This window comes from Corallococcus sp. Z5C101001, from assembly GCF_007352635.1.
Lineage (GTDB): Bacteria > Myxococcota > Myxococcia > Myxococcales > Myxococcaceae > Corallococcus > Corallococcus silvisoli.
The window spans coordinates 155,387-178,974 of sequence record NZ_VKLU01000010.1 but is presented as its reverse complement, the minus strand read 5'-3'; the positions used below and the strand labels follow the sequence as shown (position 1 = coordinate 178,974).

Genomic DNA, 23,588 nt, shown 5'->3' with positions numbered 1-23,588 from the left:
GGCCCGGGGGGCCTGACGGGCGCGGGCGACAGGGCTGGTGGAAGCTCAACAGTGCGGCGTCAGGAGCTGTTCACAGCACCACGTCCGAGCCCTCCTCCGTCTCGGACTTCAGGGCCTCGGGCGGAGCGAAGGTGCCGTCCGGACGCAGCTCACGCAGGACCTCTTCGCGGCTCAAGCGCACGGCGCGGATGGTGCCGTCGGTCGACAACGCGTAGACGCAGTCCTGGTCGGCCGCGCCCACGAACAAGCCGCCCAGGGACGGATAGAGCATCACCAGCGCGAGCTCCGTCTCCAGCGGTCCCGGGAAGAGCACGTGGGCGTGCGCGGAGAACGGTGGCCGCTCCCCGTCCGGGTCCGGCGCGACGGACACGGGGATGAGGCCCTGGTGAAGCGGCAGCTCCTGGAGCTTCTGGCGGCCGTCCTTGCTGAAGCGGAAGCGGAAGTCGCCGCCCAGCAGGTACAGGTTCGAGTCGTCGAAGCCCTGGAGCACATACACGGTGATGCCGTCGTCCTCCTCCACCACGACGGGGTTGAGCTGCTTGCGGCCGTGCACCTGGAAGACGCGCTCACAGGCGGTGCTCACGGCGCGAGCCAGGGCCTCCATGCCCTCGGGGAGGGATTCGACGGGGAAGTCCTCCATCTCACCGGAGAACTCGATGGGCGCGCGGTACGCATACGCCGGGACGAACACGTCCTGGGGGTTGAACCGGCCGAACACGGAGTACCAGGCGTTGCCGCGCGGCACGGTGAAGAACCAGTTCATCCGCGTGCGGTCCAGGTCCGGGCGCGTGAGCAGCAGGTCCGTGGCGCGGATCGCGCCCTGCTCGGACTCGACGATGTAGCGCGCGCGCTTCTGCACTCGCTGCAGCTCCGCATCCGCCACCAGCACCACCGGCGGCGCGTCCACGTCCACGTCCGGAGCCGACGCCGGGGCCTGCGTCACCGGCCCTTGCGTCGCGCCGGAGTGCGCACGGCAGCCTGCGATCAGGGCCACGACGGCGACAAGGAGACTGCGAAGCATGGGGACTCCCACGGGACGAAGGGGCCCACCCAGTCTGTGCTGGCCAGGGCCCTCCCGTCACGTCCCCCGTTCACGGCGGGACCTCAGGCGCCCTGCTGCGTGGGCGCCAGCGCGGCCTTGATCTTCTCGTGCAGCGCGCGGCGGCGCTCCTTGAACTGCGCGCGGGTGGCTTCATCCACCTGCCCGTTGCTGGAGGCGCGCGCGGCCTTCATCTCCTCGTGCAGCTGGCGCGCCTCGGCCTTGAAGCCATCCGCCTGGGCCTGCGTCAGGCGGCCCTCCGCCACCTGCTTGTCCAGCCGGTGCTCCATGCGGCCGAACTTGTGGCCCCCGTGCCTGCCCCCCGGCCCTCGCTCGCACTGGCCCGCCTGCTTAGGCGCGGACTGCGTCGTCGGGGCGGTCTGGGCGAACACGGGCACGGCGAACAGCAACGAGGCGACGGCGGTACCGCGAAGAATGGACTTCAGCGACATGGTGGTGGACTCCAGGTTCGGGTCAAAAGCGCGCTGGAAGCAGCCATGCGGGCCTGCTCCCGTCGCCCTCTGACACTCGAAACCCCGGAGCCCCCCGAAGGTTAAATCCCGCTCCGGACGCCGAGCGGCCTACTCGCAGTCATCCATGCTGTAGTTGAAGTCCTGGCGCGGCGTGTGGCCCGGGTCCTGGTTGATGGCCGCGATGCTCAGGTCCGTGTACGACACCGTCTGCGTGCCGCCGATGACCATCTGCGTGCGCTGCACGCGCGTGGTGGACAGCACCACCTTGCCCGTCGTGCCGTTCGGCTCGATGCGGAAGCAGTTCAGGATGCGCGGATCCACCGTGGACCGGTTGCACTGCGTGTACTGCCCCAGCACCACGCGCTGCTCGTACGTGCAGCGACAGTCCCAGGGGTCATACGCCTCGCGCACCGTGGCCGCCTCGTACCCCGTCGCCGTCTGGACGACCTCCAGGTAGCTGCCGTCCCGAGGCTCCGTGCAACGCAGCACCGTGTCGCCCACCGCGCGCTGCTTCACCTCCGCCAGCTCCGGCGCCACCGCGACCTGAGCGCCCGCCTCGAGGGCATTCAGCGGATCGCGCGAACCCGCGCCTTCACAGCCCAGGCCCAACATCGACACGCCCGCCAGCAACACCGCCGAAATACGCAGGAACCGATTCATGGATGACTCCTACAAAGGGGGGATGTCCGGTTGGACCCGGACAGCACTCCTGTAGGCTTTTTCGGCTCCCAAGCGCAACGCACTTCTGCGTCACGAACGTGGGGCCCCCTTCACCGCGCGCGTGGCCATGAAGGTGGACAGGAACGTGGAGAGCAGGTCCTTCTCCTCGTACCGGTCCTCGAAGAGGTGGGTGAGCACGAAGCCCGCGTCCAGCTGACCTCCCAGTTGATCCTCCAGCGAGTGGCCCACGCACAGCGGCTCGCCCTTGTCCGTGTAGCGGCGGCGCTCCTCGTCGGAGAGGCTGGTGAAGTCCGAATACGGCATCGGGTACTTGAGCCGCATGACGCCCTGCTCCTCCTGCGCGGGGTCGAAGAGGTAGCGGACCGGGTTGCACAGGCCCGACAGCAGCACGCCGCCCGGGCGCAGCACGCGGTAGGCCTCGCGCCACACCGGCCGCACGTCGTCCACGAAGCAGTTGGAGCACGGGTGGAAGATGAGGTCGAAGCTGCCGTCGGCGAACGCGGAGAGGTCCTTCATGTCGCCCTCCACGAGCTTCAGCTCCAGCCCCTCGCGCTCGGCGACCTCGCGGTCCTGTCTCAGCTGCGCGGGGGAGTTGTCGAACACGGTGACGTGCGCGCCCGCCGCCGCGAGCACCGGGCACTGCTGGCCGCCCGCGCTCGCCAGGCCCAGCACGTCCCGACCGTTCAGGTCCCCGAACCACGCGCGCGGGACGGGTTTCGTGGGCGTGAGCACCACGCTCCAGTCTCCCCGGCGCGCGGCGGCGATGACCTCCGGCGACACCGGCACCGTCCACCGGTTGCCCCGGCCCACCTCGCGGTCCCACGCCTCGCGGTTGTACGCCCGCACGTCCATCTCAGCCTTCATGCAGCACCCGTCCTTCCATGCCTCCCGCCACCGTGACGACTTCCCCCGTCACGTGGCCGGAGATGCGATCCGACGCGAGCGTCACCACGACGCGCGCCACGTCCTCCGGCTGCCCCACCTTACGCAGCGGCATCGTCCGCGTGACGCGGCCGACGAACTTCGGGTCGTCCAGCTTTTCACGGTGGCGGTCCACCGCCGTCCAGCCCGGGCACACCACGTTGACGCGGCCCATGGGCGCGATGCGGTGCAGCTCGTTCTTCAGGCTCTTGACGAAGCCGCTCGCGAGCGCGCCCTTCGCCACGGCGTAGTCCGCGTGGCCCGCCTCCCCGAAGAGGCCCGCGGTGGAGCTGATGATGACGATGTTGCCCGTGCCCGTGGTCTCCACGTGGCGCAGGAACGCGCGGCAGCTGAGGAACACGCTGTCCAGGTTCTCCGCCAGCGTGCGGCGCCAGCGCTCCAGCGACAGCTTCCACACCGGCTCATCGGGCGCGGGCCACACGCCGGTGTTGCACACCAGCACATCCAGCCGGCCCAGGTCCTTCACCGCCTGGGGCACCAGCGCGTCCACGTCCGCCTCCACCGTGAGGTCCGCGCGCACGGACGTGCCGCCCACCTCGCGCGCGAGCGCCGCCGCCCTCTCCTGGCTGCGGTGGTAGTGCACCGCCACCTTCGCGCCCTCGCCCGCGAACGCTCGCACCAGCGCGGAGCCGATGCCGCCCGCGCCGCCCGTCACCAGCACACCCTTGCCCTGCAGCTCCGTGTCCATCGCTTCGCGACTCCTCGTGGGCTCCCGTCAGGCCGGGAGGAATGCGCGGCATGATGCCCGAGCCCGCCGGGGCGGACAGGGAGGATCCGGAGGAGTGTCGTGGGAGACGCCACTCGCGGGGGAGCGTGACGAAATCGCCGGAGCGAACCTGACGGCGATGGGTGTCAGCCGAACGGCGCGAGCGGGCGGACGTGCGGCTACCGCGGTGGCAGCCGGGCGCGGAGGCCGGCGACGAGCAGCTCCAACCCGAAGGCGAAGCGGCGGTCGAAGTCGCGATCCAAGATGGCGTCCACCGCGCCCGCCGCGTGGGGGTAGCGGGCCGCAGCGAGCTCCCGCAGCGCCACCTCCCGCGCCTTCACCTCCGAGTCCTGTGCGATGAAGCCCTGCTCCTCGATGGTGAAGCCCAGCACGTAGTCGAGCGCGGTGAAGGCCGCCCAGCTCGCCTCCTGAGGCCCGAGCCCCGCCCGGCCCAGGGAGCCGATGACGGTGTCGGCGACACGCAGCGTGTGCTCGGACACGACGAGGGTGCCTGCGTAGACGCGCGCACCGTCTCGGTGGGACCTGAACGCGCGCCGCAGCTCCTCCGCCACGGTGCGCACCACCGGCTCCCACGGCGTCTCCGCCGTCAGCGTCCTCGCCACGTCTCGCACCAGCGAGTCCGCCATCGCGTCCAACAGGGCCTGCTTGCCCGGGAAGTGCCAGTACAGCGACGGCGCCTGGATGGAGAGCGCCTTCGCGAGCACGCGCATCGTCAGCCCCTCCAGGCCGTGCTCATCCAGCAGCGCCCACGCCGCCTCCACCACTCGCTCCCGCTGGATTCGCATGCCCCGCTCCACCCTCTCTGACTTGACAAACTAACACCGTTAGAAGATCCCTAACAACGTTAGTTTGACGCCTTCGGGCAGGAGGTCGGTCATGGCGGAAGTCCTCGAGGTAGCAGTGGTGGGAGCAGGCCCCACCGGGCTGTGGCTCGCGTGCGAACTGGCGCTGGCGGGGGTCCGGGTGGAGGTGTTCGAGCGGCGCGCGGAGCCGGTGCGAGAGTCGCGGGCCCTGACGCTGCACCCGCGTTCGCTGGAGGTGCTGGCGCTGCGAGGGCTGGAGGGGCGGTTCCTGGAGCAGGGACGTCCGCTGCCCACGGGCCACTTCGCGATGCTGGACACGCGGCTGGACTTCAGCGTCCTGGACACGCGCTTCCCTTACACGCTGTTCATCCCGCAGGCGGTGACGGAGGCGCTGTTGGAAGCGCGGGCGCGGGAGCTGGGCGTGGCCGTGCGGCGAAGCCACACCGTGGAGGCGCTGCGCCAGGAGCGCGACGGCGTGGAGCTGGAGGGCGCTGGGGACACAGGCGCGTTCCGGATCCGCGCGCGCTTCGTGGTGGGCGCGGATGGAGCCCGGAGCGCGGTGCGGAGGCTCGCGGGGATCCCCTTCCCGGGGACGGACGTGACACGCACGGCGATGTTGGGGGACGTGACGCTGGGAGCGCCGCCTTCGCAGCCCGCCATCGGCATCTCGAACGCACGGGGAGGCGTGATGGTGGTGCCCATGGCCCCGGGCATCCACCGCATCGTCGTCAATGATCCGCTCCGGGAGCAGGTGCCGCTGCGCGATCCCGTCACGCTGGAGGAGCTGCGGGACAGCGTCACGCGCATCACGGGCAGGGACTTCGCGATGAGGGAGCCCCGGTGGCTGTCGCGCTTCGGCAACGAGACCCGGCTCGCGGAGCGCTACCGCGAGGGCCGCGTGCTGCTCGCGGGAGATGCCGCGCACATCCACTTCCCGGCCGGGGGCCAGGGCCTCAACGTCGGCCTGCAGGACGCGATGAACCTGGGGTGGAAGCTCGCGGCGGTGGTGAAGAACGGCGCACCGGAGGCCCTGCTGGACAGCTACTCGCGCGAACGCCGTCCCGTGGGTGAGGCGCTCCTGACCAACACGCGGGCGCAGACCGCGCTGATGGGCGCCACGGAGGAGACGCTGGCCCTGCGCTCGCTGCTGAGTGACCTGCTCCGTGAGCCCTGGCTGAACCGCCAGCTCGCGAACAACATTGGAGCCCTGGACGTAGGCTACGCGCCGCTGGAGGTCCCCGCGCCAGAGGTGGACACGCCCCTGCTGCCCGGCTGGAGCGGCCGCCGGCTGGCCGACATGCCCCTCCCGCAGGAGGACCGCGCGGAGGTGCCGCTCTACGCGGCGCTGCATGCCGGCCAGTGGCTGCTGCTGGGCCTGGGCACGGACAGCTCACGCCCCCTGCCCCGCTGGGAGCCCGGCTGGCGGCCCCCCGTGACACGGCTGCGGACACGAATCCCCGCCGCACGCGAAGACCTCCAGGGCCTGGGGGGAATGCTGGTGCGCCCCGACGGGCACGTCGCCTGCGCCTGGGCCGCGTGAGGCCTCCAGGAACACGAAGGCCCGGGGCGTCGTCCGCTCCCGGGCCTCGCGTGGATGCGCCCGGGCTCAGCCCAGGCGCAGCAGCTGCCGGGCCTGCTCCGGCGTCGCGGGCTCACGGCCCGCGGCGCGGGCGCGCTTCGCGGCCTCCGCCACCAGCTCGAAGTTGCCCTTCGCGAGCACGCCCTTGGACAGGTAGATGTTGTCCTCCAGGCCGACGCGCGCGTTGCCGCCGCGCTTCGCGGCCTCGTCCACGAACGGGAGCTGCTGGCGCCCCACGCCCGCCACCGTCCAGGAGCTCCCCTCCGGCAGCGAGGCGATCATGAAGTCCAGCACCTCCGGCCGCGCCTGGAGCGTGCCCGGCACGCCCAGCACGAAGTCGAAGTGCGCCGGCAGCTCCACCAGCCCCTCCTTCGCCAGGTAGCGCGCCTCGTCGATCATCCCCACGTCGAAGCACTCCAGCTCCGGCTTGAGGCCAATCGCGCGGATGCGCTTCGCGATGTCGCGCACCAGCGGCCTCGGGTTCCAGAACACCTCTTCCCCGAAGTTGACCGTGCCCGTGGTCAGCGTGGCCATGTCCGGCTTGTCCGCGCCGGTGAGCGTCAGCCCGCCGCACCGCTCGTCCACGCCCATGCCCACCGCGCCGCCCGTGGACACCTGGACGAGCACGTCCGTGCGCTTGCGGATGGCGCGGATGGCCGCTCGGAACAGCTCCGCGTCCTGCGACGGCTTGCCGTCCGCCGTGCGCACATGCAGGTGCACCATGGCCGCGCCCGCCTCACGGCACTTCGCCGCGTCCTCCGCGATCTCCTCCGCGGTGATGGGCAGGTGCGGCGTCTGCTCGCGCGTCGTCTCCGCGCCCACCATCGCCGCCGTGAGGACCATGGGCCGGCTCATCGCTGCCCCCGCTGCTTGTCCTTGGGGACCACGCACGTGCCCGTCGCCCGGCACACCACCACGGCCTCCGGCAGCACGTCCGCCGCCGAGTCATTCACGTCCGGACGCGGACGGATGACCTTGCGCGCCTCGAAGCGCATCTTGCGCGACGTGTTGCCCGCGCTGAGGATCTCCCCTTCCGCCTCGATGAAGTCGCCCGCGTACACCGGCGCCAGGAACTCCACGGAGTCGTAGGCGCGAAACAGGCCCTCGTCGCCGTCCGAGCGGATGCACAGCTCCGTGGCCACGTCCCCGAACAGGCCGAGCATCCGCGCCCCGTCCACCAGGTTGCCGCCGTAGTGCGCGTCATGGCTGCCCATGCGCAGCCGCAGAACCGCCTTCACGCCAGTGCTCACGTGGGTTCTCCCTGGTAGTGGGAGTCCTGGGACTCCGTGCCCTCTTTCTTCATCACCGCGTGCACGATGTAGTTCGCCACGTCCGACGGCTTGGTGCCCGGCCCGAAGCCCGCGTCGAAGCCCAGCTCCAGCGCCAGCTTGTGGTCCACGCGCGGCCCGCCCAACAGCAAGAGCGTCTTGCCGTGGATGCCGGCCGCCTTCGCCGCGTCGATGAACTGGCGCGAGTTGTCCTTGTGCACGTCGCGCTGCGTGACGACCTGCGACACCAGGATGGCGTCCGCGTGCTTCGCGGTGGCCTTCTTGATGAGGTCCTCGTTGGGCACCTGGCTGCCCAGGTTGAAGGCCTCGAAGCCCGGGTAGCGCTCCAGGCCGTAGTCGCCCGCGTAGCCCTTCATGTTCAGGATGGCGTCGATGCCCACCGTGTGCGTGTCCGTGCCGGTGCACGCTCCGAACACGACGATGCGGCGGCGCACCTTCTCCTTGATGAGCGCGTTGAGGTCGTCGAACCCCATCTTGCGCACCACCACCTCAGGCACGTCGATCTCCGCGTAGTCCAGGGCCACGCTGGAGCGGGCGTAGACGACGAAGAAGGTGTACTGGTCCGCCGCGCGTTCGGCGGCCGCCACCTTCACGTCCGTGAAGCCCATCTTCTTCGTGAACTGGGCGGCGGCCTCCTTCGCCTTCTCCGACAGCGGCACGGGCAGCGTGAACGACAGCTGCACCATCCCGTCGTCGCGACGGTCGCCGTAGGGGCGGATGATCTGCTTGCTCGGCTTCACCATCGAACTACCCCTTCTTGGGCGGCGTGAACGACACGCTGGTGCCCACCTTCTCGGCGACCTGGGCGAAACGGTCCTTCTTGCCCTGCTCCATGTAGAAGACCACCGACCACGTCGTCTTCCCGTTGCACCCCACGTACGTCACGGTGTCCACGTTGCCGCTGCCGTCCGGCGCCGCGTCCGTGTCCGTCTTCGTGGCCGCCGGCTGGCCGCCCACCTTCATCATGGTCCAGCCGTCGCCGCCGATGTTCGCGAGGATCTTCGTGCGGCACAGCTCCGCCCGCATGCCCGCGGTCTGCACCGTGCCCACGTCCACCAGGAAGTAGGCGTCACCGGAGGGCGCCAGGAACTTCTCCGTGCCGTCCATGTTGGAGCGCGTCCACGCCGCCGGAGCCTTCAGCGCGATGTTCTTCACCGTCACGCTGCTCAACGCATCCGCGCTGCCGCCCGCGGACAACATCACCGCCACAAAGGTACTCAGGATCATGACGCCTCCAGCATTTCCAGGAACGGGTTGAAGTAATCCGGCGCCTTCTCCAGCACGCCGTCCAGGCCCTTGCCACCGGTCTCCTCGCGCTTCACGTCACCGAAGCGCCCCTTGCCGATGGCGGCCACCATGCCCTCCGAGTGGCACTCGCGCAGCAGCTCCTCCGCCTTGGCGAAGACCTCGCGCGCCCGGTTGGCGATCTTCCCGTCCTCGCGGACGGTGAACTCCTCGTCGATGCCGCGCGCCGCGCGGTGGATGTACGACGCGGACTTGAGCGCCACGTACCGGTCCGCGAGCAGCGGTGTGTGCATGGCCTCCGTCATCATCCCGAGCAGCTGGATGCCCTGCCGCGTCCAGATGGCCACCAGGTCCGCCATCACGTCGTACGCGTGGCTGAAGAAGATGTCCGTCTCCTTGTGCTTCGTGGGCGGCATGTACTTGAGCGGCGCGTCCGGGAAGCAGCGGCGCACGAGCATCGCCTGGGACAGCTCCAGCAGGAGCGTGTCGTCCCGGTACGGATCGATCTCGTACGAGTGGCCAATGCCCAGCTGCCAGTCCTTCAGGCCCGCGCGCTTGGCGAAGGACTCGTTGATGAACTGGCTGGCGATCACGGTGTGGGCCGCGTCGTACGCGTCCGCGGTGGTGATGTAGTTGTCCTCGCCGGTGTTGATGATGATGCCGGCCAGGGCGCAGATGCGGCGGCTGAAGTACTGGTCGATGAACGTCCGGCGCATGTTGATGTCCCGGAACAGGATTCCGTACATCGCGTCGTTGAGCAGCATGTCCAGCTTCTCGTAGGCCGCGCAGAAGGCGATCTCCGACATGCAGAGGCCGGACGAGTAGTTGGTGAGCTGGATGTAGCGCTTGAGCTTGCGGCTCTCGTCGTCCAGGGCCTCGCGCATCACGCGGAAGTTCTCCTGGGTGGCGTAGGTGCCGCCGTAGCCCTCCGTCGTCGCGCCGTGGGGCACGTAGTCCAAGAGCGACTGCGCCGTGGAGCGGATGACCGCGATGACGTCCGCGCCCGCCTGGGCCGCCGCGCGGGCCTGATCCACGTCGTCGTAGATGTTGCCGGTGGCCACGATGACGTACTTGTGCGGCGCGGGCGACATGGGGAACTGCTCGCGCAGGGCGTTGCGCTGGGCGATGCGCGCCTTCAGCTCCGTCATCGCCGCCCGGGCCTCCGCGCGCACCTCGTCGCGCAGGTTCGCCTCCATCTCCGGCGACAGGGGGCCCATCTTGTCCATGGGCAGCGCGGTGAGGCGCTCCACGGCCTCCAGCGGGCTGCGGGCGCCCAGTTGCAGCGCCCGGCCATACCAGTACGCGGCGCCCCGGTTGAGCACCCCGGCGGACTTCAGCTTGTCCACCATCAGGTTGGTGAGCGGCACGCCGCGCGCGCCCGCACCGGAGATCCCAAAGAAGCGCAGCACGGTGCGCTCATTGGAGACGGTGGTGTTGTGTTGGATGAGGTCGAAGATCGGATTGACGATCTCGGCCGCCAGCTTGCGCGCCTCGGCAATCCGCGCGTCGTCGATAAACGGGCCTGACATGCGCGCACCCTACCCGAGCCCCGCGCGCTTCGGCTCAAGAACCCGGGGCCTCCGCCCGCCAGGGGACGATGCCGCACCGCGCCTCTTGGATGGCGAGACGCATCACGCCGCGAGAGTGCGCCCCGCGACCTGGGCGACCCCACCGAAACTTCGTTGCAGGCGCGAGTACCGAAAAATCAGGCAGGAGCACCGAAAAAGCGAGGATGCCTCCCACCCAAATGACGGTGAAAACACCGCCACGTCGGTGACGGCGGCCACACTCAACACGCCAACTTATTGAAATAACTGAAAATGAGTACGCGGCATGGGACGTGCTCTGTGGCTGCCCGCGGTCCCCGCAACCCAAGGAGTCCCCTTGAACCGACGCTCCCTGCTGCTCGCGATCCTGCTGTCTGGCACTCCCGCCCTGGCCGCTGGCAATCCGCCTCCCATCACCACCGACTCTGGCGCGCCCCTGGGCACGAACCAGAACTCCAAGACCGCGGGCCCTCGGGGCGGCGTGCTCCTGGAGGACTTCGCCCTCATCGAGAAGCTGGCGCGCTTCGACCGCGAGCGCATCCCGGAGCGTGTGGTGCACGCGCGCGGCGTGGGCGCCTACGGCACCTTCGAAAGCTACGGTGACTTCTCCGGCCTCACGCGCGCCTCCGTCTTCTCCCAGAAGGGCAAGAAGACGCCGATGTTCGTGCGCTTCTCCACGGTCATCCACCCCAGCGGTTCACCGGAGACGCTGCGCGATCCGCGCGGCTTCGCGCTGAAGTTCTACACGGACGAGGGCAACTGGGACCTGGTCGGCAACAACCTGCCCGTGTTCTTCATCCGCGACGCCATCAAGTTCCCGGACATGGTGCATTCGCTGAAGCCGTCCCCGGTCACCAACCGGCAGGACCCGAACCGCTTCTTCGACTTCTTCAGCCACCAGCCTGAAGCCACGCACATGATCACCCAGCTCTATTCGGACCTGGGCATCCCGGCGAGCTACCGGCAGATGGACGGCAACGGCGTGCACGCGTTCAAGTTCGTCAACGCCAAGGGCCAGGTGAAGTACGTCAAGTTCAACTGGAAGTCGCAGCAGGGCGTGAAGGGCCTCACCGTGGAGGAGGCCACGAAGCTGGGCGGGCAGGACTTCCAGCACGCCACGCATGACCTCTACACGAACATCCAGGCCGGCAAGTTCCCCTCGTGGGAGCTGAGCGTGCAGGTGCTGGATCCCAAGGACCTGGACGGCTTCTCGTTCGATCCGCTGGACGCGACCAAGGAGTGGCCCAAGGACAAGCTGCCGCCGGTGAAGCTGGGCAAGTTCACCCTCAACAAGATGCCGGACAACTTCTTCGAGGAGACGGAGCAGTCCGCGTTCTCCCCGGGCGTGACGCCGCCGGGCATCGAGCCGTCCGAGGACCGGCTGCTGCAGGGCCGCCTCTTCTCCTACGCGGACACGCAGCGCTACCGCATTGGCGCCAACTACCTGTCGCTGTCCGTGAACCACGCGCGCAGCGCGGTGAACAACAACAACCAGGGGGGCGCGCTGAACAGCGGCAACACGAAGTCGGACGTGAACTACGAGCCCAGCATCACGAACGAGACGTCGGACACGCCCTCCGCGCTCCTCTCCAGCGCGCCCCTGTCCGGCACCACGCAGCAGCGGGCCATCGACAAGACGGACAACTTCTCCCAGGCGGGCGCCTTCTACGCGGCGCTCGACGCGGGCGGCAAGGAGCGGCTCATCCAGAACCTGGCCGGCGACCTGGGCCAGGTGCGCGACGCGAAGGTCCGCGCGCGCATGGTCGGCTTCTTCTACACGGCCAACGCGGACTACGGCACGCGGCTGGCCAAGGCCGTGAACGTGAAGCTGGACGACGCGAAGGCCGCCATCGCGCCGCTCGCCACGCGCGACCAGCCGTGACGTAGCCCCGGGGCCCCGGAGGTCCTCCGGCGGCCCCGCCCTCCCCCTTCTTCCCGCCCCCGTCCCCGGTCCCCTTTCGGGACGGGGGCCCCTGGAGACGCCCTCATGCTTCGCAAGCTGCTGCTGGGTTCGTTGGGTCTGTTGACGCTGGTGTGCACGCTGCTCGTCGCCGCGTGGATGTCCCTGCGCGCACCGGCGGCCCCCACCGGACGACTGCTCGCCACCAGCGACGCGGAGCGCTACCTGCTCGCCGCCGCACGCGAGGGAGAGACGGACATCGTCACCGGGCTCGTCAAGGCCGGCACGCCCGTGGAGGCCCGCGACAACCGCGGCTTCTCCCCGCTCATCCTCGCCGCCTACCACGGCCACACGGACACGGTGAGGGCGCTGCTCGCCGCCGGGGCCGACGCGTGCGCGGGCGACAACCGGGGCAACACCGCCCTCATGGGCGCCGCCTTCAAGGGCTACGCGGACGTCGTGAAGCTCCTGAACGCCCAGCCCTGCGCGGTGGACCAGACCAACCGCCTGGGCCAGACCGCCCTGATGTTCGCCGTCCTCTTCGGCCGCACCGAGGTCGCCGACGCGCTCCGCCACCGCGGCGCCTCCCCCTCCCTGCGCGACACCAGCGGCCGCTCCGCCGACGACTGGGCCCAGACCCAGGTCCCCGCGGCCCCCGTCGCGCCCGCCTCCACCCCTACGGCTCAGGTGCGCTGAAGTCCGACATCTGAAATCCCCGCGCGCATGCTGGGTGCCTCTCACACCAGCCGTTCTTGCTGGGTGATTTCCCATCCACTGAGGTTTCGTGATTCGCTAGTGGGATGGGATTAGTCGGGTTAATACGGGAATTGCCATTCATACAAAAATACCGCATTTTTCCACTTAGGCTTGACTCGCCTGGGGGGTCCGGCCGCATAACATGCCGCGTCCTTCCAGGAGCGCAGGGATGATCAGCCATCGGGCAATGCCAGTGCGTGGGTGGGTGGGTCTGACCCTCGTGGTGATGTTGAGCGGTTGCGATTTCGGCGGGGGGCCGGACAAGCCGGAGGTGCCGCTCACGGCGCCGGAAGCCCCGAAGCAGGTGGTCGCGCAGCCGGGGGATGCGTCCGCGTTGGTGACATGGTCGGTGCCCCCCAGCGACGGTGGCAGCCCGCTGCTCTACTACGTGGTGCGCTGCGTGCCCGAGTGCGGCGGCGCGCTGGTGAAGGTGCCGGACACGCAGGCGATGGTGCGGGGCCTGAACAACGGCCTCACCTACGTCTTCAAGGTCGCGGCGGTGAACGCGATGGGCGAAGGCACCGCCTCGGTGGAGACAGACCTGGTGACGCCGCAGGCGGGGATGAGCATCCCGAACCCCACGGCGCCGGGACAGCCGCGCTCGGTGGTGCCCACCGCGGGCAATGGCCAGGCGTACGTGAGCTGGCTTGCGCCGGCGAGCTACGGCGGCCGGCCGCTGTCGTACTTCAAGGTGATGACGGAGCCGAGCGGCCGGGTGCAGCGCGTGGACGCGCCCGCGTCGGGCATGCTCATCGACGGCCTCGCGAACGGGACGGCGTACACCTTCACCGTCTGCGCGGCCAACGAGGTGGGAGAGGGCCCGTGCGTGCGCACGGCCTCGGCGGTGACGCCGCGTCCCGGGGGCGCGCCCGCCAGCTGGGTGATGGGCTACTGGGTGGGCTACCAGCGCGACCTGTACCCCGTGGACGCGGTGGACATGTCGCTGCTCACGCACGTGGTGGTGGGCCGCATCCGTCCGCGCATCGACGGCACGCTCTATACGGACTTCGACGTGGACGCCATCGAGGGTCCCAAGATGGCGAAGGCGCTGGCGCAGCGCGCGCATCAGGCCGGCAAGAAGGCGCTGCTGATGCTGGGCGGCATGGGTGAGTACGACGGCTTCAAGGCGGCGACGGAGACGCTGGAGAAGCGCCGCAACCTGGTGCGCAACATCATCAACGTGATGCGCGAGCTGGAGTTCGACGGCGTGGACGTGGACTGGGAGCCCATCCTCCTGCCGCAGGACAGCGCGCCGGTGCTGGCCCTCCTGGATGAGCTGCGCGCCGCGGATGAGAAGATCATCCTCACGGTGCCCGTGGGCTGGGTGAACTCCAACTTCACGCTGGGCAAGGTGGACGCGGAGTTCCACCGCCAGCTGGCGGCCCGCGTCGACCAGATGAACGTCATGGCCTACAAGATGAGCGGCCACTGGGGGCAGTGGGAGAGCTGGCACTCCAGCGCGCTGTTCGGTGAGAACTCCGGCCACCCCAGCTCCGTCGCCAGCTCCGTGCAGGCGTTCCTGGACGCGGGCGTCCCGCCGCAGCGCCTGGGCGTGGGCATCGGCTTCTTCGGCACCTGCTGGCAGGGCGTCACGGAGCCGGGCACGCCGCTGGACGGGCGGCCGGACGTGAAGGAGGAGCAGAGCGACAACGCGATGAGCTACGCCAACATCCAGTCGCTCTACTACTCGCCGGAGGCGTACCGCTGGGATGAGCGGGCCAAGGTGCCCTACCTCTCCTTCCCCACCGCGTTCGGCCCGCAGTCGTGCAACTACATCTCCTACGAGGACATCCCGTCCGTCACGGAGAAGGGCCGCTGGGCGCGCGAGAAGGGCCTGGGAGGCGGCATCATCTGGACCATCAACCAGGGCCACTTCCGGCAGGCCCTGGCAGGCCAGCAGGACCCGCTGATGCGGGCCACGCACACGGCCTTCCTCCAGCCCTAGACGTAGCGGGACTCGAAGAGCTGGCGCAGCGACGGTTCCGTGCGCAGGAGCTCCAGCGTGAGGGTCGCGTGGCCGGGCACGTAGCCATTGCCCACGAGCATGGTGACGTCCTTGCCCACGCCCTCCGCGCCCAGGGCCGCCGTGGTGAAGCTGGTGGCCATGGAGAAGAAGATGACCGTGCCGCCGTCCTTCACGGACAGCAGGGACGCCATCTCCGTGTTGCCCACGCTGGCGCAGTTGACGACCAGGTCGCAGAGCTGACCGTCCGTCGCCTTCCGCACGGCCTCCATCACGTCCACGCCCTGGGTGGCATCCACCTTCAGCGCCTCGTCGCACAGGCCGATGGCGGACAGCGCGTCCAGCGCCTTCTGGGAGATGTCCAGCGCGAGCAGCCGGCCGCGGCTCTCCAGGCTGCGGCGCGCCTGCGCGAGGCACAGGGCCCCGCTCTTGCCCGCGCCCAGCACCGCCACCGTCATGCCCGGGCGCACGTGGCGCGCCACCAGCGCGGGCGCGCCGCACACGTCCAGCGCCGCCAGCGACAGCGTGTCCGGCATGTCCTCCGGCAGCTTCGCGTAGATGCCGCTCGCGAAGAGCAGCGCGTGCCCCCGGATGTCCACCCGGTCGATGTCCACGTGCACCGCCTTCACCTCGTCGATGACGAGCGGCGTGAGCGTCAGGCTCACCAGGGTGGCGATGCGGTCCCCCGGCTTGAGCACGCCGTTGGCGGGGTGCTTCGCGCCCAGCTCCTTCACGCGGCCAATGAGCATCCCGCCCGAGCCGGTGACGGGGTTCTGCATCTTGCCGCGCTCGCGCACGATGTCCTGGATGCGCCCCGCGATGCGCGCGGGGTCACCGCCCACGTCGTCCTTGATCTGCTTGAAGGACGCCGCGTCGATGTTGAGGCTCTCCACGTCGATGAGCAGCTCCGCCTCGCGGCACGGCAGCGAGGGGTCCAGCTTGCGCGCGCGCTGCGGCAGTACGCCCTTCTCACCGACGACGCGCGACAATCCGTACGAATCCGTTCCCATGGCCTTCCCCCATCAGTCCTGCGTCAGGCGCGGCACCAGCACCGCGAGCGACCGCTCGAAGCGGTACGACACGCCCGAGTGCCCGTCCTCGAACTCCTCGTGCACCACGTCCACGCCGCCGCCCTTGAGGTCGTCCGCCACCATGCGCGTCCCCCAGCGCAGGTTGAACTCGTCGCGGGTGCCGGCGTCCAGATAGACGGTCTTCAGCTTGCGGAAGGAGTCCAGGAACTTGGGCACGAAGCGCACCGGGTCGTGCACCAGCCACCGGTTCCACACGTCCAGGCGCAGCCTCGCGTTGTGCTGTTCGAAGGGCAGCTCCAGGTTGAGCGGCTCGCCCTTCTTCGGCGAGTACGCCGCCGCCATCGCCAGGATGTTGATGACCGGGAAGTCGTCGCCGCGCACCTTGGTGTCGCGCGCGCGCTGACGCAGCTCCGTCACCCAGGACTCCACGCCGCCCGCCTTCAACAGCGCGGCGGCCGCCTTGGGCAGGTCGGGCATGTAGGAATACTCGAAGTAGGAGTCCGGCGCGTGCGCGCCCACCAGGGAGAAGACCTCCGGGTGGTAGCGGCCCATCACCAGCGCGCCATAGCCGCCGGAGCTGTGGCCCACCACCGCGCGCGAGGCCGCCTTGGGCAGCGTGCGGAAGGTGCGGTCCACGAACCCGACGACGTCCTTGACCAGGTAGTCGCGGTAGCGGCCGATGGCGTCGCTGTTCACCCACTGGCTGCCGCCCAGCTTCGTCCACGCGTCCGGGAACACGCCGATGACGGGGGGAATGGCGCCCTGTTCGATGAGCGCATCCAGGCGGTCCGGCACGGAGGGCGAGAAGCCGGACGCGTTCGTCCAGGAGCCGGCGCCGTTGCCGAAGGCGTGCAGGAAGTAGACGACCGGGTAGCGCTGGGTGCCCTCGGCGTAGCCCGGCGGCAGGTACACGGTGAGCCGGCGGCGGGCCGGATCTCCCAGCGGATTGTTCTCCAGCGCGGGCGACTGCACTTCGCGCGTCTCGAGCACTCCCTTCATCGCGGTCTCTCCTGGTCGCCGTGCGCCGCGCGGTTCACGCGCTGGAGCCCGGATGCTTGCCGAACAGCTTCATCACCTGTTGCAGGTCCTCCCACGCCTTGCGCTTCTCCGCGCTGTTGCGCAGCAGGTAGGCCGGGTGGAAGGTGGGCATGAGCCGGATGCCCTCGTATTCGCGCCACGCGCCCCGCATGCGGGTGATGGGCGTGGTGTCGCGCAGCAGCGTCTGCGCCGCGAACTTGCCCAGCGCGACGATCACCTTCGGCTGGAGCGCGAGCAGTTGGGAGCGCAGGAACGGTTCGCACGCGGCGATCTCGTCCGGCTCCGGGTTGCGGTTGCCCGGCGGGCGGCACTTCACGACGTTGCAGATGTAGACGTCATCGCGGGTGAAGCCCATGGCGCCGATCATCTTGGTGAGCAGGTCGCCCGCGGCGCCCACGAAGGGCACGCCCTGGATGTCCTCGTTCTCACCGGGGCCCTCGCCCACGAACACCAGGTCCGCGCGCGGGTTGCCGGAGCCGAACACGATGTTCTTGCGGCCCGTGCACAGCTTGCAGCGGCGGCAGTCGCCCAGCTCGCGGCGGATCTGATCCAACGTGGGGCGCTCGCCCTCCACGACGCCGGGCAGCGCGCCGCTGGAGCGGGGCGTCGTCCGGGGCACGTCCAACAGCATCCCCGGGGACGGCGCTGGCGCGGCGCGCGGGGCTCCCGCGTCGGCGGCCAGGGGGCGCGAGGCCATCACCGGAGGCGGAGCGGGGGGCGGGGGGCGGGGGGCGCCCAGCGGCTGCTTCATCGCGGCGTGCAGGGTGTCGCGCGAGGGGGACTCCACCGGGGGCCGGGGTGCCGGGGGGGCGACGGCCGGCTCGGGGGGCCGGGCTCGGGTGATCATCGAGCGCACCGACGAGGCGGCCGCGCGCTGCTGCTGGAGCTCGGCGGCGACCCTCGCGTCCACGAGGAGGGCGCGGCCACCGGTCTCCTCCTGCCAGAGGAGGTGGCGGCGCACGTCCTGGAGCACGTCGGCCAGCTCCTGCGCGGAATCGAGCGTGTCGTCGGTCACGGTGTTGGATCGGTAGCGGAGGGGCCGCCCCGGCGCAAGGAAGCAGCCAGGGAAGTTGCCTGTACGCTTAGCCCAGGGCCGGGTCCTCCGCCACCTTCCGAGCACAAGGGCGGCCTCTGGTCGAATCAGGACACACCCCAGGCGAACCACCTTTGCCTCCGGGAGGCCGCGCGGGAGAAGGTCCGGCGGCACGCACATGCCCTCTTTCCCAGGAGCACCGTGGATATGATCAAGGTGGCCATCGTCGTTGGTAGCACGAGGCCGGGCCGCAAGGCGGACACCGTCGCCCGGTGGGTCCATGACATCGCGAAGAAGCGCACGGACGCCACATACGAAGTGGTCGACATCCAGGACTTCCAGCTGCCGCTGCTGGACGAACCGGCCCCCCCGTCGATGGGCAAGTACACCCAGGCGCACACCCAGAAGTGGGCCGCGACCGTCGCCGGGTATGACGCGTACGTCTTCGTCACGCCCGAGTACAACCACGGCACGTCCGGCGCGCTGAAGAACGCGCTCGATTTCGTCTACGGCGAATGGAACAACAAGGCTGCGGGCTTCGTGGGCTACGGCAGCGCGGGCGGTGTGCGCGCGGTGGAGCAGCTGCGCCTCGTCGCCGCGGAGCTCCAGCTCGCCACGGTGCGCGCGCAGGTGCAGCTGTTCCTCTCCACCGACTTCGAGCACTACACCATCTTCAAGCCGGACCCGGCCAAGGAGAAGTCGGTGAACACGCTGCTGGATCAGGTCGTCGCCTGGGGCACCGCGCTGCGGACGGTGCGCGTGAAGCCGTAGCCCTCAGGTGTCCTGGCGGGCCCGCTCCGAGGCGGCCCGCCGCAGCACCTCCGCCGTGTCGGGATCCGCCGGGAAGAACGACTCGATGGCCAGCTCCGCGAGCGTGATGTCCACGGGCGTGCCGAACACGGTGGTGGTGCTGAACAGGGACAGCCGCCCCAGCGACGTACGCACGCGCAGGGGCACCACCACGCCCGCGAAGTCGCGGGCCTTCGCGTCGCCAGGGGCCTCCGGCACCGGGTAGCCGCGCAGCTCCTCCAGGAGCGCCGCGAGCGTGGCGTCCGCGGTGATGTCCACCTGCCGGTGCAGCCGCATGAGGACGTGGTCGCGCCACTGCCGCAGGTTCTCGATGCGCGGCGCGAGGCCGGAGGGGTGCAGGCTCAGGCGCAGGACGTTGACCGGCGGCTGGAGCATCTCCGGGGCCACGTCCGCCAGGAGCGCGCCCACCGCGCGGTTCGCGGTGACGAGCGTCCAGTGCCGGTCCACCGCGAGCGCCGGGTACGGCTCATGGCCCGCGAGCACCAGCTCCACGGCCTCGCGCGTGGCGCGCAGCGCGGGATCATCCAGGGGGCGCTCGGCGAAGACGGGCGCGAAGCCCGCCGCCACCAGGAGGCCGTTGCGATCTCTCAGGGGCACGTCCAGCTCCTCCGCCAGGTGGAGCAGCATCTCCCGGCTGGGCTGGGAGCGGCCGGTCTCCAGGAAGCTGACGTGACGGGTGGAGACCTCCGCGCGCAAGGCGAGGTCCATCTGGCTCAAGCCCCGCCGCTGCCGCCAGCCGCGCAGCAGCTCTCCCACGGGACGGCTCTGCTGAAGGCTCGTCATGGCGGTGAAGATAGGGGGCCCACGTCAGCGCTTCCATTCCCTCGGAGGTAATCGACAGCGCGCGGGCCGGCTCGCATCTTGACGCTCAGCGACGGACGGCCTCGCGGCCCACTCCGCCGTCTCCACCTCTTCGCGAAGGAACGCGTGCCATGAGCCACAAGAACATGTCGGGAAGCCTGTTGCGCCGTGCGCTGCTGCTGGATGGTGTCGCCAGCGGGGCCATGGGCCTGTTGATGGCGGTGGCCGCGGGCCCCATGGGTCCGCTGCTGGGCCTGGAGCCGGGGCTGCTGCGCGCGGCGGGGCTGGGGTTGATTCCCTTCGCCCTGATGCTCGGGTTCCTCGCGTCGCGGGCCACCCTGCCCGCCTGGCCGGTGTGGTTCGTGGTCGCCGTGAACGCGCTGTGGGTCGTGGACAGCGTGCTGCTGATCACCCACGGCCCGACGGCGCCGACGGGGCTCGGGGTGCTGTTCGTCACGGCCCAGGCGCTGGCGGTCGCGGCGTTCGCGGCGCTGGAGTACGCGGGGCTGCGGCGCGGCGACACCGCGGCCCTGGCCTGAGCGGGCTCAGGGGCCGCGCGGTGGCGCCCCACGTCGCGCCGCGCGGGCCCTGCGTCAGCCCATGCCCACTTCGCTGAAGTAGTCCAGGAACGCTCGGATGCGCGCCGGGAGGTGCTTCGCGGGATCGAGGAACACCGCGTGGAAGACCACGGTGTCCCCCGGATTGCGATCCTCCAGCACCGCGACGAGCCGCCCCGCCTTGACGTCCTCGCGCACCTGGAAGGCCGCGATTCGCGCGAGGCCTGCCCCCGCGAGCGCCAGGGTCCGCAGCGCTTCGCCGTCGCTGGCCGACAGCGTGCCGGAGGTGGGCACGCTCACCCCGGCGCCCCGTTCGACGAGCGGCCACTGCTCGAGGGCGGGCGTGTGGCTGGCCGCGATGCGGGTGTGTCGTTGCAGGTCGGCCACCGTCTTCGGCGTGCCCACGCGCTTCAGGTAGGCCGGCGCGCCGATGATGATCTTGCGCGTCTCCCCCAGCCTGCGCGCGATGAGGTTGGAGGACTTGAGCGGGCCCGCGCGGATGGCCACGTCCGCGCGCTCCTCGAGCAGATCCACCACCTGATCCGTGAGCCCGATGTCCAGGCTGATGCCCGGGAAGCGTTCGCGGAACGCCGGCACGTGGGGCAGCAGGAAGTGCGTGCCATAGGGGACGTTGGTGTTGACGCGCACGCGGCCTGAAGGCGCGTCGTGCGAGGTGACACCGCGCTCGGCGGACTCCAGTTCCGCGAGCACCTGGACGCTGCGCTCGTAGAAGACACAGCCTTCGGCGGTGAGCTGGAAGCCCCGGGTGTTGCGGTGGACGAGCCGCGCCCCCAGGCGGGCTTCCAGCCGGGCGACGAGCTTGCTGACCGCCGACGGCGTCATCCGCAGCGTGCGCGCCGCCGCGGAGAACCCTTCCTGCTCGACGACCCGGACGAAGACTTCCATCTCTCCGGAGCGATTGATTTCCAGACGCGCCATTGAATTGAACTCACAAGTCCTGTGCCTGGCGGTGCCCTACCCCGCGTCATGGCACGCGAATACTAGACCTCTCGCGGACCCGAGACCGTCCCGTCCCGAGCCGCACGGAGGACACCATGAACACCCCCAAGAATGTGGCCCTGGTCGTCGGGGCCAACGGAATCGCCGGACTCAACCTCATCGCCCACCTGGAGACACTCGAAGGGTGGGAGGTCATCGGACTGTCGCGCCGGGGAGGCGAAGCCCGGGAGCGCGTGCGCTTCATCTCGGTGGACCTGCTCGACGCGGAGGACAGCCGAAGGAAGCTGGGCGGGCTGACGCAGGTGACCCACATCTTTTATGCCGCGTACCAGGACCGGCCGACACCCGTGGAGTTGGTGGCGCCCAACGTCGCCATGCTCGTCAACGTGGTGAACGCGGTGGAGCCCATCGCCAAGGGGCTCCAGCACATCAGCCTGATGCAGGGCTACAAGGTCTATGGCGCGCACCTGGGCCCGTTCAAGACGCCCGCCCGGGAGACGGATGCGCATCACATGCCCCCCGAGTTCAACGTGGAGCAGCAGGACTTCCTGGAGCGCCTTCAGAAGGGCAAGGCGTGGACCTGGTCCGCGATCCGCCCCTCCGTCGTGGTCGGCTACGCGATGGGCACGCCGATGAACGCGGCGCTGGCCATCGGGATATACGCCGCCATGTCAAAGGAGCTGGGACTCCCGCTGCGCTTCCCCGGGCCGCCGGCCGCCTACGACATCCTCCTGGACGTCACCGACGCCCGGCTGCTGGCGCGCGCCACCTTCTGGGCGGCGACGAACCCCAAGAGCGCCAACCAGGCCTTTAATATCAACAACGGCGACCAGTTCCGCTGGAGCGAGATGTGGCCGAAGATCGCCCGCATGTTCGACATGGAGGTCGCGCCGCCCCTGCCCCTGTCACTGGTCGACGTGATGGCGGACAAGGGACCGCTCTGGGACACGATGGTGGCGAAGCACGGGCTCGCGCGAAACGCGTACGCGGACATCAACCCGTGGCGCCATGCCCACGGGGTGTTCTCCACGAACTTCGACTTCCTCGCGGACACCACCAAGGCGCGGCGGTTCGGGTTCCAGGAGCACATCGAGTCGGAGGTGATGTTCCGCGAGATCTTCGCGGACTATCGCCGCCTCAAGGTCATCCCCTGAGCGCTTGCGTGTAGCAGCGAGGAGCTGCTCAGCCGCGTGGTGGCACCAGCAGCAGCGCCAGGATCTCCGCCGCCACCGCGCGCTTGCTGCCCTCCAGCATCCGGTCCGCCCCCGAGCGCGTGAGCACCGTCACGCGGTTCGTGTCCGTGCCGAACCCCGCGCCCTCGGCGGTGACGTCGTTGGCGACGATGGCGTCCAGGCCCTTGCGCTCCAGCTTCTCGCGCGCGTGCTCCACCACCCGCTCCGTCTCCGCCGCGAAGCCCACCAGCACCGGGCGCTTCGCCCTGCCCGCCACCTTGCGCGACGCCTCCAGCAGCACGTCCGGCGTGCGCACCAGACGCAGGTTCTCCGGGCCCTCGCCCTTCTTCACCTTCTGCGGGGCCCGCGTCTCCGGACGCCAGTCGCTCACCGCCGCCGTGGCGATGAACGCGTCCGCGGACTCCACGCGCGCCAGCACCTCGCGCGCCATGTCCTCCGCGCTCACCACGTCCACCACCTCCAGGCCCGTGCGGTCCACCGGGCCCACCGGCCCCAGCACCACCGTCACCGTGGCCCCCATCGCCCGGGCCTCGTGCGCGAGCGCCAGGCCCATCTTCCCCGTGGACGGGTTGGAGATGAACCGCACCGGATCCAGGTACTCGCGCGTGGGGCCCGCCGTCACCAGCACCTGCTTGCCGGTGAGCGGACCGCCGCCCAGCCGCGCCGCCACCGCGGACACGATGGCGCCCACGTCCGCCAGTCGGCCCGACCCCACGTCTCCGCACGCCAGCATCCCCGCGCCCGGCCCCACCGTCGTGAAGCGCGGGTCCGCCACCAGCGACGCGACGTTCTCCTGCGTCCGGGCGTTCTCCCACATCGCCACGTTCATCGCGGGCGCCAGCACCACCGCGCCCTTGAAGGCGAGCAGCGACGTCGTCACCGCGTCCCCGCCCAAGCCCGCGCGAATCTTCGCGAGCAGGTCCGCCGTCGCCGGGGCCACCACGTAGGCCTCTCCCCAGCGGGCGAGGTCCAGGTGGCCGAAGTTTCCCTCTTGCGCCGGGTCGAAGTAGTCCGTGAGCGGGGGATGCCCCACGAGCGCCTGGAAGGTGAGCGGGGTGACGAACTGGCGCGCGGCCTCCGTCATGGCCACCCGCACCTCCGCGCCCGCGCGCCCCAGCTCACGCACCAGCTCGCAGGCCTTGTACGCCGCGATGCCGCCACCCACGCCGACGATGATCCGGCGACCCTTCAATGCCGATGCGTCCATGCGGCTTCATTACG

General features: G+C 70.1%; 24 protein-coding genes. 7 read left to right on the top strand and 17 right to left on the bottom strand.

The window, feature by feature from the left end:
* Window positions 1–70 precede the first annotated feature (70 nt).
* From FOF48_RS23120 to FOF48_RS23095, 6 genes are all read right to left on the bottom strand, one after another.
* Window positions 71–1,021, bottom strand: coding sequence for a hypothetical protein (locus tag FOF48_RS23120; protein WP_143904938.1), 951 nt, complete (start codon window positions 1,019–1,021; stop codon window positions 71–73).
* A gap of 83 nt (window positions 1,022–1,104) precedes the next feature.
* Window positions 1,105–1,491, bottom strand: a complete 387-nt coding sequence (locus tag FOF48_RS23115; RefSeq protein ID WP_143904937.1) for a hypothetical protein — start codon at window positions 1,489–1,491, stop codon at window positions 1,105–1,107.
* A gap of 129 nt (window positions 1,492–1,620) precedes the next feature.
* Window positions 1,621–2,172 carry a hypothetical protein gene (locus FOF48_RS23110; protein WP_143904936.1) on the bottom strand — a complete coding sequence of 184 codons (552 nt, stop codon included), beginning with the start codon at window positions 2,170–2,172 and terminating at the stop codon, window positions 1,621–1,623.
* A 90-nt stretch (window positions 2,173–2,262) separates the two neighbouring features.
* Window positions 2,263–3,057, bottom strand: coding sequence for a class I SAM-dependent methyltransferase (locus tag FOF48_RS23105; RefSeq protein WP_186002040.1), 795 nt, complete (start codon window positions 3,055–3,057; stop codon window positions 2,263–2,265).
* Window positions 3,047–3,823, bottom strand: coding sequence for an SDR family NAD(P)-dependent oxidoreductase (locus FOF48_RS23100; protein WP_143904935.1), 777 nt, complete (start codon window positions 3,821–3,823; stop codon window positions 3,047–3,049). Before FOF48_RS23100 ends, FOF48_RS23105 begins: the two co-directional genes overlap by 11 nt.
* 197 nt (window positions 3,824–4,020) lie before the next feature.
* The gene (locus FOF48_RS23095; RefSeq protein WP_143904934.1) at window positions 4,021–4,647 is read right to left on the bottom strand and encodes a TetR/AcrR family transcriptional regulator C-terminal domain-containing protein; all 627 of its coding nucleotides are present in this window, start codon (window positions 4,645–4,647) and stop codon (window positions 4,021–4,023) included.
* A gap of 91 nt (window positions 4,648–4,738) precedes the next feature.
* On the opposite strand from FOF48_RS23095, the gene FOF48_RS23090 reads away from it, so the two are divergent.
* Window positions 4,739–6,205, top strand: coding sequence for an FAD-dependent monooxygenase (locus tag FOF48_RS23090; protein ID WP_143904933.1), 1,467 nt, complete (start codon window positions 4,739–4,741; stop codon window positions 6,203–6,205).
* Between the two features lie 66 nt (window positions 6,206–6,271).
* Here FOF48_RS23090 and FOF48_RS23085 read toward each other — a convergent pair whose 3' ends face one another.
* Genes FOF48_RS23085 through FOF48_RS23065 form a run of 5 tightly spaced genes read right to left on the bottom strand, consistent with a single transcriptional unit; the run spans window position 6,272 to window position 10,307 of the window.
* Window positions 6,272–7,099, bottom strand: coding sequence for a 3-keto-5-aminohexanoate cleavage protein (locus FOF48_RS23085; protein WP_143904932.1), 828 nt, complete (start codon window positions 7,097–7,099; stop codon window positions 6,272–6,274).
* Window positions 7,096–7,494 (bottom strand): hotdog fold domain-containing protein, encoded by a 399-nt coding sequence (locus tag FOF48_RS23080; protein ID WP_221938248.1) that lies wholly within the window; start codon window positions 7,492–7,494, stop codon window positions 7,096–7,098. Before FOF48_RS23080 ends, FOF48_RS23085 begins: the two co-directional genes overlap by 4 nt.
* Complete coding sequence (locus FOF48_RS23075; RefSeq protein WP_143904931.1) at window positions 7,491–8,276, bottom strand: OAM dimerization domain-containing protein; 786 nt, start codon at window positions 8,274–8,276, stop codon at window positions 7,491–7,493. Before FOF48_RS23075 ends, FOF48_RS23080 begins: the two co-directional genes overlap by 4 nt.
* A 4-nt stretch (window positions 8,277–8,280) precedes the next feature.
* A complete protein-coding gene (locus tag FOF48_RS23070; protein WP_143904930.1) occupies window positions 8,281–8,760 on the bottom strand; it encodes a hypothetical protein in 480 nt (159 codons plus the stop codon).
* Window positions 8,757–10,307 carry a lysine 5,6-aminomutase subunit alpha gene (locus FOF48_RS23065; RefSeq protein ID WP_143904929.1) on the bottom strand — a complete coding sequence of 517 codons (1,551 nt, stop codon included), beginning with the start codon at window positions 10,305–10,307 and terminating at the stop codon, window positions 8,757–8,759. Before FOF48_RS23065 ends, FOF48_RS23070 begins: the two co-directional genes overlap by 4 nt.
* A 355-nt stretch (window positions 10,308–10,662) precedes the next feature.
* On the opposite strand from FOF48_RS23065, the gene FOF48_RS23060 reads away from it, so the two are divergent.
* From FOF48_RS23060 to FOF48_RS23050, 3 genes are all read left to right on the top strand, one after another.
* Window positions 10,663–12,207 (top strand): catalase, encoded by a 1,545-nt coding sequence (locus FOF48_RS23060; RefSeq protein WP_143904928.1) that lies wholly within the window; start codon window positions 10,663–10,665, stop codon window positions 12,205–12,207.
* 105 nt (window positions 12,208–12,312) lie between these two features.
* The gene (locus FOF48_RS23055) at window positions 12,313–12,921 is read left to right on the top strand and encodes an ankyrin repeat domain-containing protein (protein WP_143904927.1); all 609 of its coding nucleotides are present in this window, start codon (window positions 12,313–12,315) and stop codon (window positions 12,919–12,921) included.
* A 265-nt stretch (window positions 12,922–13,186) separates the two neighbouring features.
* Window positions 13,187–14,926: a glycosyl hydrolase family 18 protein gene (locus tag FOF48_RS23050; RefSeq protein WP_328701068.1), complete on the top strand. Its 1,740-nt coding sequence runs from the start codon at window positions 13,187–13,189 to the stop codon at window positions 14,924–14,926.
* Here the strand turns inward: FOF48_RS23050 and FOF48_RS23045 are convergent.
* From FOF48_RS23045 to FOF48_RS23035, 3 genes are read right to left on the bottom strand one after another with little or no spacing between them, the layout of a single operon-like run.
* Entirely contained in the window at window positions 14,923–15,954 is a 1,032-nt protein-coding gene (locus FOF48_RS23045) for an L-erythro-3,5-diaminohexanoate dehydrogenase (RefSeq protein ID WP_143904925.1), read from the bottom strand. The genes FOF48_RS23050 and FOF48_RS23045 overlap by 4 nt on opposite strands.
* 12 nt (window positions 15,955–15,966) lie before the next feature.
* On the bottom strand, window positions 15,967–16,974 hold the full coding sequence (locus FOF48_RS23040; protein WP_143904924.1) for an esterase family protein: 1,008 nt from the start codon (window positions 16,972–16,974) through the stop codon (window positions 15,967–15,969).
* A gap of 34 nt (window positions 16,975–17,008) precedes the next feature.
* Window positions 17,009–18,028, bottom strand: coding sequence for a uracil-DNA glycosylase family protein (locus FOF48_RS23035; protein WP_143904923.1), 1,020 nt, complete (start codon window positions 18,026–18,028; stop codon window positions 17,009–17,011).
* Between the two features lie 225 nt (window positions 18,029–18,253).
* On the opposite strand from FOF48_RS23035, the gene FOF48_RS23030 reads away from it, so the two are divergent.
* A complete protein-coding gene (locus tag FOF48_RS23030; protein WP_143905119.1) occupies window positions 18,254–18,817 on the top strand; it encodes an NADPH-dependent FMN reductase in 564 nt (187 codons plus the stop codon).
* Window positions 18,818–18,820: 3 nt separating this feature from the next.
* Here the strand turns inward: FOF48_RS23030 and FOF48_RS23025 are convergent, their stop codons facing one another.
* Window positions 18,821–19,639 carry a helix-turn-helix domain-containing protein gene (locus tag FOF48_RS23025; protein ID WP_143904922.1) on the bottom strand — a complete coding sequence of 273 codons (819 nt, stop codon included), beginning with the start codon at window positions 19,637–19,639 and terminating at the stop codon, window positions 18,821–18,823.
* A gap of 149 nt (window positions 19,640–19,788) precedes the next feature.
* Between FOF48_RS23025 and FOF48_RS23020 the strand changes: the two genes are divergently transcribed.
* Window positions 19,789–20,196, top strand: coding sequence for a hypothetical protein (locus tag FOF48_RS23020; RefSeq protein ID WP_143904921.1), 408 nt, complete (start codon window positions 19,789–19,791; stop codon window positions 20,194–20,196).
* Window positions 20,197–20,250: 54 nt separating this feature from the next.
* Here the strand turns inward: FOF48_RS23020 and FOF48_RS23015 are convergent, their stop codons facing one another.
* Window positions 20,251–21,153, bottom strand: a complete 903-nt coding sequence (locus tag FOF48_RS23015; protein WP_143904920.1) for a LysR family transcriptional regulator — start codon at window positions 21,151–21,153, stop codon at window positions 20,251–20,253.
* 116 nt (window positions 21,154–21,269) lie between these two features.
* On the opposite strand from FOF48_RS23015, the gene FOF48_RS23010 reads away from it, so the two are divergent.
* Window positions 21,270–22,328: an SDR family oxidoreductase gene (locus FOF48_RS23010; protein WP_143904919.1), complete on the top strand. Its 1,059-nt coding sequence runs from the start codon at window positions 21,270–21,272 to the stop codon at window positions 22,326–22,328.
* Window positions 22,329–22,356: 28 nt separating this feature from the next.
* On the opposite strand, the gene coaBC is transcribed toward FOF48_RS23010, so the two are convergent.
* Window positions 22,357–23,574 carry a bifunctional phosphopantothenoylcysteine decarboxylase/phosphopantothenate--cysteine ligase CoaBC gene (coaBC, locus tag FOF48_RS23005; protein ID WP_143904918.1) on the bottom strand — a complete coding sequence of 406 codons (1,218 nt, stop codon included), beginning with the start codon at window positions 23,572–23,574 and terminating at the stop codon, window positions 22,357–22,359.
* Window positions 23,575–23,588: the final 14 nt, after the last annotated feature.

Bases quoted from the DNA above. Each gene is read 5' to 3' on its own strand.
- FOF48_RS23030 (WP_143905119.1), top strand. From the start codon at position 18,254: ATGATCAAGGTGGCCATCGTCGTTGGTAGCACGAGGCCGGGCCGCAAG.
- FOF48_RS23075 (WP_143904931.1), bottom strand. From the start codon at position 8,276: ATGGTGAAGCCGAGCAAGCAGATCATCCGCCCCTACGGCGACCGTCGC.
- FOF48_RS23040 (WP_143904924.1), bottom strand. From the start codon at position 16,974: ATGAAGGGAGTGCTCGAGACGCGCGAAGTGCAGTCGCCCGCGCTGGAG.
- FOF48_RS23095 (WP_143904934.1), bottom strand. From the start codon at position 4,647: ATGCGAATCCAGCGGGAGCGAGTGGTGGAGGCGGCGTGGGCGCTGCTG.
- FOF48_RS23100 (WP_143904935.1), bottom strand. From the start codon at position 3,823: ATGGACACGGAGCTGCAGGGCAAGGGTGTGCTGGTGACGGGCGGCGCG.
- FOF48_RS23055 (WP_143904927.1), top strand. From the start codon at position 12,313: ATGCTTCGCAAGCTGCTGCTGGGTTCGTTGGGTCTGTTGACGCTGGTG.
- FOF48_RS23090 (WP_143904933.1), top strand. From the start codon at position 4,739: ATGGCGGAAGTCCTCGAGGTAGCAGTGGTGGGAGCAGGCCCCACCGGG.
- FOF48_RS23065 (WP_143904929.1), bottom strand. From the start codon at position 10,307: ATGTCAGGCCCGTTTATCGACGACGCGCGGATTGCCGAGGCGCGCAAG.
- FOF48_RS23115 (WP_143904937.1), bottom strand. From the start codon at position 1,491: ATGTCGCTGAAGTCCATTCTTCGCGGTACCGCCGTCGCCTCGTTGCTG.
- FOF48_RS23110 (WP_143904936.1), bottom strand. From the start codon at position 2,172: ATGAATCGGTTCCTGCGTATTTCGGCGGTGTTGCTGGCGGGCGTGTCG.
- coaBC (WP_143904918.1), bottom strand. From the start codon at position 23,574: ATGGACGCATCGGCATTGAAGGGTCGCCGGATCATCGTCGGCGTGGGT.
- FOF48_RS23120 (WP_143904938.1), bottom strand. From the start codon at position 1,021: ATGCTTCGCAGTCTCCTTGTCGCCGTCGTGGCCCTGATCGCAGGCTGC.
- FOF48_RS23085 (WP_143904932.1), bottom strand. From the start codon at position 7,099: ATGAGCCGGCCCATGGTCCTCACGGCGGCGATGGTGGGCGCGGAGACG.
- FOF48_RS23070 (WP_143904930.1), bottom strand. From the start codon at position 8,760: ATGATCCTGAGTACCTTTGTGGCGGTGATGTTGTCCGCGGGCGGCAGC.
- FOF48_RS23105 (WP_186002040.1), bottom strand. From the start codon at position 3,057: ATGAAGGCTGAGATGGACGTGCGGGCGTACAACCGCGAGGCGTGGGAC.
- FOF48_RS23025 (WP_143904922.1), bottom strand. From the start codon at position 19,639: ATGACGAGCCTTCAGCAGAGCCGTCCCGTGGGAGAGCTGCTGCGCGGC.
- FOF48_RS23020 (WP_143904921.1), top strand. From the start codon at position 19,789: ATGAGCCACAAGAACATGTCGGGAAGCCTGTTGCGCCGTGCGCTGCTG.
- FOF48_RS23045 (WP_143904925.1), bottom strand. From the start codon at position 15,954: ATGGGAACGGATTCGTACGGATTGTCGCGCGTCGTCGGTGAGAAGGGC.
- FOF48_RS23010 (WP_143904919.1), top strand. From the start codon at position 21,270: ATGAACACCCCCAAGAATGTGGCCCTGGTCGTCGGGGCCAACGGAATC.
- FOF48_RS23015 (WP_143904920.1), bottom strand. From the start codon at position 21,153: ATGGCGCGTCTGGAAATCAATCGCTCCGGAGAGATGGAAGTCTTCGTC.